14 protein-coding genes are annotated in these 14,827 nt (G+C 72.4%); 6 read left to right on the top strand and 8 right to left on the bottom strand.

Annotated features, from left to right (window positions below; all coding sequences use genetic code 11):
- Nucleotides 1-5: 5 nt before the first annotated feature.
- A complete protein-coding gene (locus M3666_RS06715) occupies nt 6-1,340 on the bottom strand; it encodes a pitrilysin family protein (protein WP_251154817.1) in 1,335 nt (444 codons plus the stop codon).
- A 244-nt stretch (nt 1,341-1,584) separates the two neighbouring features.
- On the opposite strand from M3666_RS06715, the gene M3666_RS06710 reads away from it, so the two are divergent.
- Both M3666_RS06710 and M3666_RS06705 read left to right on the top strand, forming a co-directional pair.
- The gene (locus M3666_RS06710) at nt 1,585-2,232 is read left to right on the top strand and encodes a TetR/AcrR family transcriptional regulator (protein ID WP_066653259.1); all 648 of its coding nucleotides are present in this window, start codon (nt 1,585-1,587) and stop codon (nt 2,230-2,232) included.
- A gap of 124 nt (nt 2,233-2,356) precedes the next feature.
- Nucleotides 2,357-2,884: a YbhB/YbcL family Raf kinase inhibitor-like protein gene (locus M3666_RS06705; protein WP_066653256.1), complete on the top strand. Its 528-nt coding sequence runs from the start codon at nt 2,357-2,359 to the stop codon at nt 2,882-2,884.
- A gap of 81 nt (nt 2,885-2,965) precedes the next feature.
- Here the strand turns inward: M3666_RS06705 and M3666_RS06700 are convergent, their stop codons facing one another.
- Entirely contained in the window at nt 2,966-5,239 is a 2,274-nt protein-coding gene (locus M3666_RS06700; RefSeq protein ID WP_066653253.1) for a polyribonucleotide nucleotidyltransferase, read from the bottom strand.
- 306 nt (nt 5,240-5,545) lie between these two features.
- Between M3666_RS06700 and M3666_RS06695 the strand changes: the two genes are divergently transcribed.
- Nucleotides 5,546-6,757, top strand: coding sequence for a hypothetical protein (locus M3666_RS06695; RefSeq protein WP_251154816.1), 1,212 nt, complete (start codon nt 5,546-5,548; stop codon nt 6,755-6,757).
- 27 nt (nt 6,758-6,784) lie between these two features.
- Here the strand turns inward: M3666_RS06695 and M3666_RS06690 are convergent, their stop codons facing one another.
- The 3 genes from M3666_RS06690 to M3666_RS06680 all read right to left on the bottom strand — a co-directional run bounded on the left by M3666_RS06690 (nt 6,785) and on the right by M3666_RS06680 (nt 8,376).
- The gene (locus tag M3666_RS06690) at nt 6,785-7,405 is read right to left on the bottom strand and encodes a CE1759 family FMN reductase (protein WP_066653250.1); all 621 of its coding nucleotides are present in this window, start codon (nt 7,403-7,405) and stop codon (nt 6,785-6,787) included.
- 154 nt (nt 7,406-7,559) lie between these two features.
- Nucleotides 7,560-7,829, bottom strand: a complete 270-nt coding sequence (rpsO, locus tag M3666_RS06685; protein WP_058742593.1) for a 30S ribosomal protein S15 — start codon at nt 7,827-7,829, stop codon at nt 7,560-7,562.
- Between the two features lie 100 nt (nt 7,830-7,929).
- A complete protein-coding gene (locus M3666_RS06680) occupies nt 7,930-8,376 on the bottom strand; it encodes a VanZ family protein (protein WP_251154815.1) in 447 nt (148 codons plus the stop codon).
- Nucleotides 8,377-8,479: 103 nt separating this feature from the next.
- Between M3666_RS06680 and M3666_RS06675 the strand changes: the two genes are divergently transcribed.
- The 3 genes from M3666_RS06675 (at nt 8,480) to M3666_RS06665 (ending at nt 11,019) form a co-directional block, all read left to right on the top strand.
- Nucleotides 8,480-9,586 (top strand): glycoside hydrolase family 6 protein, encoded by a 1,107-nt coding sequence (locus M3666_RS06675; protein ID WP_251154814.1) that lies wholly within the window; start codon nt 8,480-8,482, stop codon nt 9,584-9,586.
- Between the two features lie 84 nt (nt 9,587-9,670).
- Nucleotides 9,671-10,723, top strand: coding sequence for a M4 family metallopeptidase (locus M3666_RS06670; RefSeq protein WP_251154813.1), 1,053 nt, complete (start codon nt 9,671-9,673; stop codon nt 10,721-10,723).
- A gap of 17 nt (nt 10,724-10,740) precedes the next feature.
- Entirely contained in the window at nt 10,741-11,019 is a 279-nt protein-coding gene (locus tag M3666_RS06665) for a protealysin inhibitor emfourin (protein ID WP_251154812.1), read from the top strand.
- Here M3666_RS06665 and M3666_RS06660 read toward each other — a convergent pair.
- The 3 genes from M3666_RS06660 to M3666_RS06650 form a co-directional block, all read right to left on the bottom strand.
- Nucleotides 11,009-13,255: an ATP-binding domain-containing protein gene (locus M3666_RS06660; RefSeq protein WP_251154811.1), complete on the bottom strand. Its 2,247-nt coding sequence runs from the start codon at nt 13,253-13,255 to the stop codon at nt 11,009-11,011. The genes M3666_RS06665 and M3666_RS06660 overlap by 11 nt on opposite strands.
- Nucleotides 13,256-13,463: 208 nt before the next feature.
- On the bottom strand, nt 13,464-14,300 hold the full coding sequence (locus M3666_RS06655; protein WP_251154810.1) for an aldo/keto reductase: 837 nt from the start codon (nt 14,298-14,300) through the stop codon (nt 13,464-13,466).
- Entirely contained in the window at nt 14,300-14,671 is a 372-nt protein-coding gene (locus M3666_RS06650) for an FKBP-type peptidyl-prolyl cis-trans isomerase (RefSeq protein ID WP_058728797.1), read from the bottom strand. The genes M3666_RS06655 and M3666_RS06650 overlap by 1 nt, the downstream gene beginning before the upstream one ends.
- Between the last annotated feature and the right edge of the window lie 156 nt (nt 14,672-14,827).

The following is a 14,827-nucleotide window of genomic DNA, read 5'->3' as shown; positions in this document are numbered from 1 at the left end:
GTCCGTCACCCCTCGACGCCGATGGCCGCGGCGAGTTCGTCCCGCTGCACGGCTCCCACCACCGAGGTGATCGTGGGTCGGGTGAGCAGGTCGCGCGCCAGGTCGAGCACGTCGCCGGCGGTGACCCGGTCGACCCGCTGCAGCGCGGTGCCGAGGTCGGTGAACTCCCCCGTGCCCAGTTCGGACCGGCCGAGGCGGGTCATCCGGGCGTCAGAGTCCTCGAGCGAGAGCGTCAGGGCTCCCTCGATCTGGCCCTTGGCGCGGCGGAGCTCGTCCTCGGTGATGCCGTCGTCGACCATCCGTGCGAACTCGGCGTCGATGATCTTGACCACGCCGGCGACGTTGTCCGGGGCACAGCCGGCGTAGACGCCGAAGGCGCCGTTGTCGAGGTAGGCCGGGGCGAAGGAGGACACGGCGTAGGCGAGTCCGCGGCGCTCGCGGACCTCCTGGAAGAGGCGCGAGCTCATGCCCCCGCCGAGCACGGCGTTCAGCACGCTGAGCACCGGGCGGCGTTCGTCGCGGAGGTCCAGCCCCTGCGAACCACGGAGCATGCTGACCTGCTCGGTCGGCCGGTGCGCGACAGCGAGGCGCGGCACCGCCGGGTCGGCGACGGGCTGCGGAGAGCGCCGGGCGAGCGGCGAGGCCCGCGGGGCGTCGCGGAAGACGCGCTCGACGAGCTCGCGGAAGCGGTCGTGGTCGACGGCACCAGCGGCGGTGACGACGATGCCGTTCGGTGCGTAGTGCTCCCGGTAGTGGTCGAGGACCTCGTCGCGCCCGACGGCACGGATGCTCTCGGGTATCCCGCCGATCGGACGGCCGAGGGGGTGCCCGTCGAAGGCAGCGGCGAAGAAGGCCTCGCCCGCGACGTCCGCCGGGTCGTCGGCGGCCATCGCCAGCTCCTCGAGGATGACGCCGCGCTCGACGGCGAAGGCGTCCGCGTCGAGCACCGAGCCGGTGACCATGTCGCCGATCACCTCGACCGCCATCGGGACGTCGGTGTCCCGGACCCGCGCGTAGTAGCAGGTGTACTCCTTGGCGGTCGCGGCGTTGTGCTCACCGCCCACGGAGTCGAACGCGATGGCGATGTCGAGTGCGCTGCGTCGACCGGTGCCCTTGAAGAGCAGGTGCTCGAGGAAGTGCGTGGACCCGAACTGCCCTTCGCGCTCGTCACGGGACCCGACACCGACCCAGAAGCCGAGGCTCGTGGAGCTCGCCCCCGGCACCGACTCGGTGAGGACCCGGACACCGGACGGCAGCACGGATCGACGGACGAAGGCACCACCGGACGTCAGGAAGGACGTGTCCTGGGCCTCGAGCGGCAACGGCACTGGCTGGTTCATCGCAGGAGAGCCTACTGACCCGGCGGGGCCGATCATCCAGATTCCACAGGCTCGCGGCGCGTGCCTCGAACTGGGGTACATTCGAGGAGGATAGAAAGACTCGTCTGTCTGTCCTCACTGTGGTACAGTCGTCACATCGGGTCGGAAGCCCCCCTAGATTCCGACCCGGTGGCTCGGGACATCAGTCCTGCGCGGCGGAGTCCCCCACTCCCCCGCGGAGCCGATGAGTCCGAGGAGCAGCGCTGTGACGGTCGATTCCCCCCAACCGGCCGTCCAGCGTCTCCCCGGCCCGAGCACGAACCTCGCGTCGCCGGACGGGTCGAGCGTCCCCCCGGCTCCCCGCTCCGGCGGCGCGAAGGTCCGCATCCTCGAGACCGCGTCGAGACTCTTCTACGAAGAGGGCATCCGCGGCGTCGGCGTCGACCGCCTGATCTCCGAGGCGAGCGTCACGAAGGCGACGTTCTACAAGCACTACGGGTCGAAGGACAACCTGATCCTGGCCTACATCCGGGCGCAGGACGAGCGGGTGCAGCAGGCCTTCGCGCGCCTGGTCGAGGAGGCAGCCTCCCCGGTCGAGGCCGTCCGCGCCTGGGTCTCCGCCGTCTCGGACGACGTCGGCCGACCGGACTTCCGCGGCTGCGCCTTCCTCAACGCCGCTGCCGAGTACCACGATCCCCGCGACCCGGTCCGCCAGGTCGTCGCCGCGCACCGCGACTGGTACACGGAACAGCTCTTCGCGCTGCTGCAGCGCGCCGGACACCCGATGCCGGGCGACGGCGCCGACGAGCTCATGCTCGCGCGCGACGGCGTCATGGCCGGTGCGTACGCCGGCGACGCCATCGCGGCCACCGCCGCGCTCGGGCGGGTCGTCGAGCGCGTCATCACGCGCTGACCAGGACGGGCCCGTCCGACGCCTCCCGGGTGGGCAGCGGACGACCGGGAGGCACGTGGCGGCGCCGTCCCGCGCCTCCCGTCCGTCCCATCCACGGGACAGGACGCGGGTGTTGGCTGTACGCATGGCCAACGACCCCAACTGGAACCTCCCCGAGGTCCCCTCGTTCACCCTGACCAGCCCCGACTTCAGCGACGGTGGCGCACTGCCCGACTGGGCACGCGGCTCCGACGCCGGTGGTGAGGACCGCTCCCCCGCGCTCGAGTGGTCCGGCGCCCCCGACGGCACGCAGAGCTACGTCCTCACCGTGTACGACCCCGACGCCCCGACCGGCTCGGGCTTCTGGCACTGGAGCCTGACGGACGTCCCGGCCTCGACCACGTCGCTCCCGCAGGGCGCCGGCACCGACGACGCGCTGCTGCCCGCCGAGGCGCTGCGGCGTCGCAACGAGTACGGCACGGACACCTTCCTCGGTGCCGCCCCGCCCGCCGGCCACGGTCCGCACCGCTACGTCTTCACCGTCAGCGCCCTCGACGTGCCGGTGCTCGAGGCCCCCGCCGACGCCACGCCGGCGGTCGTCGGCTTCCTGCTCCGCGAGCACCTGCTCGGCCGCGCGCAGCTCACCGGCACGCAGGAGACCCCCGCCTCCTGACGCCGCCCGGGACACGGCGACGGCCGCCGCTCCAGCAGGAGTGGCGGCCGTCGTCGTGTCAGCAGCGCGAGGCGCGAGGGATCAACCCTCGGCGTTGTCCTCGGTGTGCTTCTCGTGGCCCTCGCGGCCCTCGGTGTCCACCTCGTCGGCGACGACCGGCGCGAGCGAGAGCTTGCCGCGGTCGTCCACCTTGGTGACCTCGACCAGGACCTTCTGGCCGACGCCGAGCACGTCCTCGACGTTCTCCACGCGCTTGCCACCGGCGAGCTTGCGGACCTCGGAGACGTGGAGCAGACCGTCGCGGCCCGGGAGCAGCGACACGAAGGCACCGAACGTCGCGATCTTGACGACCGTGCCGAGGAACTGGTCCCCGATCTCCGGGTTCGTCGGGTTCGCGATGGCGTTGACCTGCGCACGGGCGGCCTCGGCCGACGGGCCGTCGACGGCGCCGATGTAGACCGTGCCGTCGTCCTCGATCGAGATGTCGGCGCCGGTCTCGTCCTGGATCCCGTTGATCGTCTTGCCCTTCGGGCCGATCAGCTCGCCGATCTTGTCGACGGGGATCTGCACCGAGATGACGCGCGGAGCGGTGTCCGCCATCTCGTCGGGGGCGTCGATCGCCTCGGTGAGCACACCGAGGATGGCCGAGCGGGCCTCCTTGGCCTGCTTCAGCGCGGCGTCGAGGACCGACGACGGGATGCCGTCGAGCTTCGTGTCGAGCTGGATGGCGGTGACGAACTCGGAGGTACCGGCGACCTTGAAGTCCATGTCGCCGAGGGCGTCCTCGGCACCGAGGATGTCGGTCAGCGCCGCGTAGCGGGTCTGGCCGTCGACGGTGTCGGAGACGAGGCCCATCGCGATGCCCGCGACCGGCGCGCGCAGCGGCACACCGGCGTTGAGGAGCGACAGGGTCGAGGCGCAGACGGAGCCCATCGACGTCGAACCGTTGGAGCCGAGGGCCTCGGACACCTGACGGATGGCGTAGGGGAACTCCTCGCGCGACGGCAGCACCGGCACGAGGGCGCGCTCGGCGAGGAAGCCGTGCCCGATCTCGCGACGCTTCGGCGAACCGACGCGACCGGTCTCACCCGTCGAGTACGGCGGGAAGTTGTAGTGGTGCAGGTAGCGCTTCTTCGTGACGGGCGACAGCGAGTCGATCTGCTGCTCCATCTTGAGCATGTTCAGCGTGGTGACGCCGAGGATCTGCGTCTCGCCGCGCTGGAAGATCGCCGAGCCGTGGACGCGCGGGATCACGGCGACCTCGGCGTCGAGCGGACGGATGTCGGCGAGGCCGCGACCGTCCATGCGGACCTGCTCGGTCAGGATGCGGCCGCGGACGACCTTCTTCGTGACCGACTTGTACGCTCCGCTGACCTGGCCGTTGGCGGACTCGGGGAGCTCCCCGGCCTCGACCTTGGCGGCGACGGCCTCCTTGACGCGGGCCTTCAGGGCGTCGTCCTTGTCCTGACGCTCGAGCTTGCCGGCGATCTGGTAGACGTCCTTGAGCTCGTCGAGGGCGAGGGCCTCGACGGCGGAGTAGACCTCGGGGGCGTACGGCGGGAAGACCGGGTAGTCCTGGATCTCCTTGGCCGACTGTGCGGCCATCTTCGCCTGCGCCTCGACGAGGACCTTGAGGAACGGCTTGGCCGCCTCGAGGCCCTGCGCGACGATCGCCTCGTCGGGCTTGGTGGCGCCGCCCTGGATGAGGCCCCAGGCGTGCTCGGTCGCCTCCGCCTCGACCATCATGATCGCGACGTCCTCGTTGCCCTGGTCGTCGGTGACGACACGGCCGGCGACGGTGAGGTCGAAGACCGCTTCCTCGAGCTGCGAGGCCTTCGGGAACGCGACCCACTGGTCACCGATGAGCGCGAGGCGCACACCGGCGATCGGGCCGGAGAACGGCAGACCGGAGATCTGCGTCGACGCGGACGCCGCGTTGATCGCGAGCGCGTCGTAGAACTCGTCCGGCGCGATGCTCAGGACGGTGATGACGATCTGGACCTCGTTGCGCAGGCCGTCGACGAACGACGGGCGCAGCGGCCGGTCGATGAGACGGCAGACGAGGATCGCCTCGGTGCTCGGACGGCCTTCGCGACGGAAGAACGAACCGGGGATCTTGCCGGCGGCGTACGAGCGCTCCTCGACGTCGACCGTCAGCGGGAAGAAGTCGAAGCCCTCACGCGGGTGCTTGCCGGCGCTGGTGGCCGAGAGGAGCATGGTCTCCTCGTCGAGGTACGCGGCGACCGCGCCCTGGGCCTGCTGTGCGAGGCGGCCGGTCTCGAACCGGACGACGCGCTTGCCGAACTTGCCGTTGTCGATGACGGCTTCGGCGAACTTGATCTCGGGACCCTCCAAAAGGGTGCCTCCTTGACGTGTTCGGCAGACCTGGGCGACGGCACTCGTGGTGCGTGCGCGCCGAGGGGTCGGGGCGCATGTCTGGCCAGCAGTAGAAGCACTCGGGACTCCGAACGGCCCGCGAGCCACCACCGATGACCAGCTCCGTGCCCGGTCTGCGCAGTGTTGTGTGCCAGCTCCGCGATTGTGACGTCCGGAGCGTGACGTCCGGAGAACGGTCCCCGGACGATGAGGACTTTACCAGTCCTCAGGCACCCGGCGGGTGTTGCTCCTGGCGAACGGGCGTGTCCCCGGTAGCCTGCCGACATGCGCACCAGCCCTCCCCGGCGCGTGCTCGTCGCGGCCGCCGTGGTCGTGGGCGCGCTCGTCGCACCGGTCGTCACCGCCCTGCCCGCGAGCGCGTCGACGACGGAGTACCCCACGTGGCAGGACGTGCAGCGCGCGAAGGGGGACGAGCAGGCCGCGGCCGCAGAGGCGACGAAGGTGCAGGCGGCACTGCGGTCCGTGCAGGCCGACGCCGCGGCGAAGTCGCAGACCGCCCTCGACGCCTCCGAGGCCGCCGACCGTGCCGAGGCGGACCTCGCGTCGGCGACGCAGACCGCCACGGCGCTCCGGTCCCAGGCCGACACCGCCGAGCGCACCGCCACCCAGGCGCAGGACCGTGCGGGGCAGCTCGCCGCGACCCTGTACCGGGACGGCAGCCAGAACGCGATGACCACGCGCATCGCCACCACGGACGACCCGGACCAGCTGCTCTACCAGCTCGGCGCCGTCGACCAGCTCTCGAGCACGTGGGAGGGCGTCCTCGAGGACGCCTCGGTCGCCGGCCGCACGGCGGAGTCGCTGCACGACCAGGCCGAGCGTGCCGAGTCCGAGCGGAGCACCCTCGCCGCCGCCGCCGAGGAACGGTCCGCCACGGCCCGGACGGCCTCCGACGCCGCCGAGCGGGCCGTCGCCGACACCCAGCAGCACAGCGACGAGCTCTACGCGCAGCTGGCCACCCTGAAGGACACCACCGCCACGACCGAGCAGCGGTACGAGCTCGGCGTGCAGGTCGCCGCACAAAAGGCCGCGCAGCAGCGGGCGCGCGAGCGAGCCGCCGCAGCCCAGCGCGCGGCGGCGGCAGCCGCCCCCTCGGCCCCGGCGCCGGTCGCGACCAGCGGCGGGACCGACACGTCCTACCCGAGCACGGGCGGCGTCACGGTCGACCCGGCCGGTGCGCAGGCGTACGCCCGCAGTGCGATCGGCGCCTACGGCTGGGGCGGAGACCAGTTCTCGTGCCTGGTCTCCCTCTGGAACCAGGAGTCGGGCTGGCGGGCCAACGCCCTCAACGCCTCGAGCGGTGCGTACGGCATCCCCCAGTCACTGCCCGCGAGCAAGATGGCGGTCGCCGGGGCGGACTGGCGGACGAACGCCGCCACCCAGGTCAACTGGGGGCTGGCGTACATCCACGACGCCTACGGCTCGCCCTGCGCGGCGTGGAACCACGAGATGAGCGTCAACCCGCACTGGTACTGACCGGCCGACACCGTCCGGTACCGCGGGTCAGTGGCCGAGGCCACCGAGCAGGGACGCGAAGTCGGTCGGCGCGGCGAGCGTCTCCTGCTGCGGCGTCCGCCGGGAGGCGCGGATCGCCCAGGCCAGGTCGACCCCGGCCCGGCGGATGCGTGCGTCCAGCGCGGCGGAGTCCGCCTCGCTCCCCCAGTCGTCGGTCGCGGCGAAGACACCGGTCGGTACGACGGCGGCGCGCAGGTACGCGAACACCGGGCGGAGGGCGTGGTCGATCGCGAGCGAGTGCCGTGCGGTGCCCCCGGTCGCCGCGAGCAGCACCGGCAGGTCGGTCACGCCGTCCTTGTCGAGCACGTCGAGGAACGACTTCGCCAGACCGCTCATCCCCGCGGTGAAGACCGGGGTGACGAAGACGAGCGCGTCTGCCTCGAGCACGGTGCGCTGAGCGGCGGCCAGGCCCGGTGCGGCGAACCCGGTGAGCATCGCGTCGACGATCTCGTGGGCGATCGGACGCAGCTCGACGTGGCGGACGTCCACCGTGCCTCCCGGCTGGTCGGCCGAGACGGCGGTGACCGCGGACGCGGCGAGCCGATCCGCGAGCAGGCGGGTGGAGCTGGGCTCGGAGAGCCCGGCGGAGACGACGGCGATTGTGGTCATGACAGTTCCCGACTTTCGATGCGTTTGCATGAACATCGTACCGAACCGAGGCCGGGGCGCAACCATTCCCGGTCGTGGCCGGCCGGGGACGAGGAACGCCCCGGTCCTCACGAGGAGGACCGGGGCGTTCGGTCACGCAGTGTCTGCGAGTCGACTAGCGACGCAGGCCGAGGCGCTCGATGAGCGCACGGTAGCGGCTGATGTCGACGTCGGAGAGGTACCCGAGGAGACGGCGACGCTGACCGACCATGAGCAGCAGACCACGACGCGAGTGGTGGTCGTGCTTGTGCTCCTTGAGGTGCTCGTTCAGGTCGTTGATGCGACGCGTCAGAACGGCGACCTGGACCTCGGGGGATCCGGTGTCGCCCGGGTGGGTCGCGTACTCTTCGATGATCTCCTGCTTGACCTTCGCGTCAAGTGCCATGGATGATCCCCTTCCTGTCCGTTGCGCGGTGCTCATGCCTGATGCATGGGCGCTCTTTGTCCGCGGCCGTTCGACGGCAACCGGACGAGACTACCAGAGATCAGGCAGGGCGGGCGCGCAGCCGCTGCCGTCGCGGCACCGGCAGCAGGCTCCGGACGAGCCCGACGAGGGTGGCACCGAGCAGCCCGCCGAGACCGTTCGACAGCACGTCCCGCGGATCCGCGACCCGGTACGGCAGGAAGCGGGCCTGCGCGAGCTCGATCCCGACCGACAGCACGACCGCGACCACGGCGCCCAGCAGCCACCAGCGACGCGGCAGCCACAGCGCTGCGATCATCCCGACGGGGACGAACATCCCGATGTTCGCGAGGAACTCGACCCGGTCGTAGGTGAACCAGGCACCGTGCGGCAGCTGCTGCATCCAACCGATCACGTGCACCACGAGCTCGTCCTGCGCGTGCGTGAAGACCCGCGGCGTGAGGGTCATCCGCCAGATCACCCAGGCGTAGCCGGCGGTGAGGGCGAGCAGCAGGAGCTTCCGGAACATCCGGTCAGTATCGCTGCCGGCTCCTGGCAGCCGGCCGCGCCCCACCTGGGCGGACGCCGGGCCACCCTGGCACGACGCTGTGGCCTGCTGCCAACATGGACGCATGCCGGAGCAGGGGACGCGCGGCCGCACCAGGGGCAGCGGACGACGACAGTGGGCGGTGCTCGCCGTCGGAGCGGTCGTCGCCGTGGCCGTGGGCGGGCTCGTCCTCTCCACGGTGTCGGGGTCCGACGACGGTCCGGACGGCACCGGCACCCCCGGCGCGACGACGACGAGGACGAGGAGCAACGGTGTCGAGCCGGGCCGGGCGATCGCGGAGCGCGAGTCGGCCGCGGCCGCGTTCCCGGGCGGCCTGGCCCACCAGCCGGACCAGGACGGACAGGCTGCGCGCCGAGCCGCCGAGGCCCGAGCGGACGGCGAACGCGCGACCGCCGAGCAGATCGACGTCATCGCGGACCAGCCCGTCGCGACCTGGCTGACGAACCCCTCCGAGTCCGTCACCCGACAGGTCGTCCGGCGGGTGGTCCGGGGCGCCGAGCAGCAGCACCGCACGCCCGTCTTCGTCCTCTACGCGATCCCGGACCGCGACTGCGGCAGCTACTCCGCCGGCGGCACCGCCGAGGACGCCTACCTGCCGTGGGTGCGGTCGGCCGTCCGGGCGATGGCCGGCTCGCACGCGGTCGTGCTCGTCGAACCGGACTCGATCGCGCAGATCCACGTCTGCGAGCGCCTCGGCCGGGAGCGCCTGCGACTGCTGGACCGCGTCGTGGACGAGCTCGCCGGACACGGATTGACGGTGTACCTCGACGGCGGCAACGAGGACCGGGTCCCCGTGACCGAGATGGCACGGTGGCTGCGGGCGGCCGGGGTCGACCGGACGCAGGGCTTCGCGACGAACGTCTCGAACTTCTACCGGGTGGACACGGAACGCGCGTACGCCGACCGGTTGGCGGACGCGATCGGTGGCGACCCGCACTTCGTGATCGACGTCTCGCGGAACGGGCAGGGCTGGCGCGGCACCTGGTGCAACCCCGAGGGTGCGGGACTCGGACAGGCACCGCACGTCACCGCGGGGTCGACCCGGCTCGACGCCCTGCTCTGGGTGAAGACGCCCGGGCTCAGCGACGGCACCTGCAACGGCGGACCGGCGGCCGGGCAGTGGTGGGAGTCGTACGCCCTGGCGCTGGTGGAGCACCGCCAGCGCGACTGACCCGCCGGGCCCCGGCAGCCCCAGCCGGCCAGCCGCTCCGGACCGGGCAGCACCGTCGTCGGTCGTCGGTGGTTCCATGGCGCCATGACCGCCACCCGCCGCCACTCCGTCGTCCCGCCGTACCTGCTGCGCGCCGTCGCCGCCGCGTCGGAGCACCCCCGCGCGGCCTCGGCGGCACGGACCGCGCTCGCCGAGATGGACGTCGTCACCGCTCCGAAGCACGAGCACCGCGTCCGACCGCAGGGCATCAGCGGCTCGGTCGACCGCTCGCCGCAGCGCACCGTCGCCGACGCGCGAGGCACGACCACCCTGCCCGGCACGGTCGTCCGGCGCGAGGGCGACCCCGACTCCGGTGACGCCGCGGTCGACGAGGCGTACGCCGGACTCGGCGCGACGCACGCGTTCTGGCTCGACGTGTTCGGCCGGGTGTCGATCGACGGCGCCGGGCTCCCCCTCGACGCCACGGTGCACTACGGGCAGGACTACGACAACGCCTACTGGGACGGGCGTCGCATGGTGTTCGGCGACGGGGACGACGAGGTGTTCCGGCGCTTCACGGTCGCGCTCGACGTCATCGGCCACGAGCTGGCCCACGGCGTGACCCAGTACACCGCCGACCTTACGTACCAGGGGCAGTCGGGCGCGCTGAACGAGTCGGTGAGCGACGTGTTCGGTTCGCTGGTCGCGCAGTACGCCGCCGGGCAGACCGCCGACCAGGCCACGTGGCTGATCGGCGAGGGGCTCTTCACCGATGACGTGCACGGCGTGGCACTCCGGTCGATGCGGGCCCCGGGGACCGCGTACGACGACCCGGTGCTCGGGAAGGACCCGCAGCCGGCGACCATGGCCGACTACGTCGAGACCACCGAGGACTCCGGCGGCGTGCACCTGAACTCGGGCATCCCGAACCACGCGTTCTTCCTCGCCGCGACCACCATCGGCGGGTACGCGTGGGAGGGCGCGGGAGCCGTCTGGTGGGACGCCCTGACGTCGCCCGAGACCACCGAGGACATCGACTTCGCCGGCTTCGCACGGGTCACGGTCGACGCCGCCGCGGCACGCTTCGGGCAGGGCTCGACGGAGCACGCCGCGGTCGAGGACGCCTGGCGGAGCGTCGGCGTGCTCACCGGTCCGTGACGGCGTACAACCGGAGCATGCAGATCGTCGTCCGCCGCAGTGGTGGGTTCGCCGGCCTCTCGCGGGGCTGGCGGATCGACACCGACTCGTGCGACGACCCGGACGCCTGGGACGACCTGGTCGGCGCCCTCCCGCGCGAGGCACCGGTCCGGCGGAGGCACCCCGTCCCCGACGACTTCACGTGGACGGTGACGGTCGCCCGCACCACCGTCACGATCCCCGGCAGCCAGCTCGACGGCCCGTGGGCGGCCCTCGTCGCACGGGTGCGCGACGAGGGCGAGCCGATCAGTCGGTGACGTCGACCACGACCAGCCGTCGCGTCGGTCGCGTCATCGCCACGTAGACCGCGGCCGCGGCGCGTGCCGCGTCGGCGCCGACCCGGTCGGGGTCGACCAACAGCACGCCGTCGAACTCGAGGCCCTTCGCGTCCGCCCCCGTCAAGACCGTCACCGACCCCGGTCGCGGCGAGCCGAGCCCCCGGACGTCGGCGTCGGTGCGGGCGAGCCGCTCGCGGACGGCGGTGAGCTCGGCCTCGGGCACGATGACGCCGATCGTGCCGGAGCCGATGCGCTCCCGCTCGGCGTCCACGTGCTCGGCGACCGTGTCGAGCAGCGCCGCCCGGGGCACGGACACGCGGTCGACCGGGTCGCCGTCGCGCACGGCCTCGGTGCGCGTGACCGCCAGTCCGGCGGCGTCGGCGAACGCGCCCGCCGCCTGCACGATGGAGCGCGGCGTGCGGTAGTTGACCGTGAGCTCGGCGATCCGGTGGTCGAGCGGCACCACGGGCGCACGTCCGCGACGGCGGCGTGCGAGCGCACCGACGACGTCGTCCCACGTGCGTGCGGCGGCCGGCGAGGAACCCTGCGCCATGTCACCGACGATCGTGAACGACCGCAGCGGGTTCCGGCGGGCGAGGACCCGCCACTGCATCGGTGAGAGCTCCTGGGCCTCGTCGACGACGATGTGCCCGTAGGTCCACTCGCGGTCCTCGGCGGCGCGCTCGGCCGTCGTGCGGGGATCGCCGCCCTCGGCGAAGGACCCCGCGACCTGCTCGGCGGAGACGATGCCCTCGACGCCCATGTTCTCGATCGCCTGGCGGGCGTTCTCGATGTCGCGGTTGCGGCTGGCCTTGGCCGCGCGCTTCGCGGCACCGCCGGTCGGGTCGAACGGCCCGAGGAGCTCGGCGGCCTCGTCGAGGAGCGGGACGTCCTCGATCGTGAAGCCCGCGCCACGCGGTCGCTGGAGCAGTGCGCGGCGTGCGGGTGTCCAGTCCGGCGTGAGCGAGGCGAGCCAGTTCGGGCGCGCGTACAGGTCCTCGAGGAACTTCTCCGGCGGCAGCGGCAGCCACGCGGTGTTGAGCAGGACTCGGGCGTCGTACGAGCTGCGGATGTCCTCGCGCAGGACCTTCTCGTCGGCCTCGTCCACCGTCGTGCCGCGGGCGCGGAGCTGGTCGGCGAGCAGGCGGGTCATCGCGTCGAGGGCGATCTTGTTGAAGGTCACCCGGGCGACGTTGTGCGGCTTCCCGCGGTCCTGCGCCCGCTTGAGGGCGTCGGCGACGAGCTGCGGTGGCACCGTGAGCCGCTCCCCCTCGACGTCGAGCACGACCGACTCGGTCGGGACGACCTGGCGGGAGCGGACGGCACGGCGGAGCAGCGACGCCATCTGCGCCGAGCCCTTCACCGCGGCGACGTCCCCGTGGTCGTGCATCGTCGCGTGCACGCCCGGGTACAGCGACCCGAGCGAGGCCATCACCACGCCGGTCTCGCCGAGCGACGGCAGCACCTGCTCGATGTACGTCAGGAACGCCGGGGACGGCCCGACCATGAGCACGCCGGAGCCCCGGAGCCGGTCGCGGTGCGTGTACAGCAGGTACGCGGCGCGGTGCAGCGCCACGGCGGTCTTGCCCGTACCGGGGCCGCCCTGCACGATGAGGACGCCCTCGAGCGCGGAGCGGATGATGCGGTCCTGCTCGCCCTGGATCGTCGCGACGATGTCGGTCATCCGACCGGTGCGCTCGGCGGTGACCGCCGCGAGCAGCGCTCCCTCGCCCTGCAGGTGCGTGCGCTCGTCGTCGTACAGCGTCGCGTCGAAGACCTCGTCCTCGACGTTCACGACCGTGCGACCCTCGAGCGTCAGGTGGCGGCGGGCGCGCATGCCCATCGGGTGCGCTGCGGTCGCCTGGTAGAAGGCGCTCGCACCGGGGACGCGCCAGTCGAGCAGGAGCGGTCGGTGCTCGACGTCGCGGAGGCCGACGCGGCCGATGTACCGGAACGTGTCGTCGGGCGACTCCGGCTCGGACACCTCGAGCCGACCGAAGACCAGGCGGTCGCCGACGCGGTCGAGCGTGGCGATCGTGTCCTCGTACAGGCGTGCGTAGGCGTCACGCTCGCTGCGGCTCTGGTGGTTGCCGCCGACCGCCTGGCGGCGGGTCTCGGCGAGACGTTGCTCGGCCTCGGACGTCAGCTCGTCGAGACGGGTGAAGAGACCGTCGACGTAGCTACGTTCGCGGTCGGTCTCGGTCGGTTCGGACACACGCCACCCTTCGGGAAACAGGGGTGTCCAGTGTAGTCCCGCCGGGCGACCTCCGGGGGCGACGAGACGCACGGGCGACCGGGGGACGGACGGGAGGCGCGGTGTCGGCCGACACCCCTCCCTCGCAGGCTCGGTCGGCGCGCCCCGCGCGACGCTTCGCGTCGCCGCTCAGCGGGGCGCGCCCGTCCGTCCGTGGGGGCCGCAGCCCCTACATCTCCTCGTGCGTGTCCGGGTCGCCGTCCCAGAGACGCCCACGCTCGAGCCCGGAGATCGCGCGGACCTCGTCGTCGGTCAGCGCGAAGCCGAAGACGTCGAGGTTCTCCCGCTGCCGGTCCGCGTCGCCGGACTTCGGCACCGGGACCGCGCCGAGCTGGACGTGCCAGCGCAGCACGACCTGGCCGGGCGTCACGCCGTGCGCGGCCGCCGCGTCGAGGACCGGCTGCTCGGTGAGCAGCTCGGACTGCTTCGCGAGCGGGCTCCAGCTCTCGGTGACGATGCCGTACTCGGTGTGCACCTTGCGGAGCTCGGCCTGCGGGAAGTACGGGTGCAGTTCCACCTGGTTCACCGCCGGGGCGACACCGGTGGCGTCGATGATCGCCTTCAGGTGCTCGGGCGTGAAGTTCGAGACGCCGATCGAGCGGACCTTGCCGCTGTCCCGGAGGTCGACCAAGGCCTTCCACGTGTCGACGAACTTCCCGACCGACGGGTTCGGCCAGTGGATGAGGTACAGGTCGACGCGGTCCAGCCCGAGGTTGCCGAGCGTCTCGTCGATCGAGCGGTGTGCCTCGTCGTAGCCGTGGTGCCGCCCGGGCAGCTTCGACGTGACGACGAGGGCCTCGCGGTCGACCTCCGACTCGCGCACGGCGCGGCCGACGGCGTCCTCGTTGCCGTAGTTCAGCGCGGTGTCGAGCAGCCGGTAGCCGCTCGTGATCGCCGCGCCGACCGCTGCGGCGCCCTCGTCGCCGTTCAGCCCGTAGGTGCCGAGGCCGAGCTCCGGGAAGCGGTGGCCGTCGTTCAGCTCGATGGTGGGCGCGCCGACCTGCATCAGCGGACCCCGAGCAGGTCGATGATGAAGATGAGGGTCTTGCCGGAGAGGAAGTGCCCGCCGCCGGCCGGGCCGTAGGCGAGCTCCGGCGGGACGGTGAGCTTGCGGCGCCCGCCGACCTTCATGCCGGGGATGCCCTCCTGCCAGCCACGGACGAGTGCTGCGAGCGGGAAGTCGATCGGCTCGCCGCGGTTCCACGAGCTGTCGAACTCCTCGCCGGACTCGTACTCGACGCCGGCGTAGTGCACCTTGACGGTCGAGCCGGGCTGCGCGACGTCGCCGTCACCCTCGACGATGTCGGTGATCACGAGCTCGGTGGGAGCCGGGCCCTCGGGGGCGTCGAACTCGGGCTTGCTGTTGAGGTCAGTCATGGCGTCAGTCAACCAGCTGGGGTGTGGTGGCTCCCCCGGCGGCGCGGGTGTCTCGCTCCCCGCGAACGGGCGCGATCCGTCACGCTCAGCGGACGAACGCGACACACTCCGCCCGCTCGCGTCGCCCGAGCCCGCAGATTCCGCCCGCTCGCGTCG

Origin of the sequence: Curtobacterium sp. ODYSSEY 48 V2 (genome assembly GCF_023712625.1) — a bacterium.
In the GTDB taxonomy this organism is placed as follows: domain Bacteria; phylum Actinomycetota; class Actinomycetes; order Actinomycetales; family Microbacteriaceae; genus Curtobacterium.
This window is presented reverse-complemented; position numbering and strand designations above follow the sequence as displayed.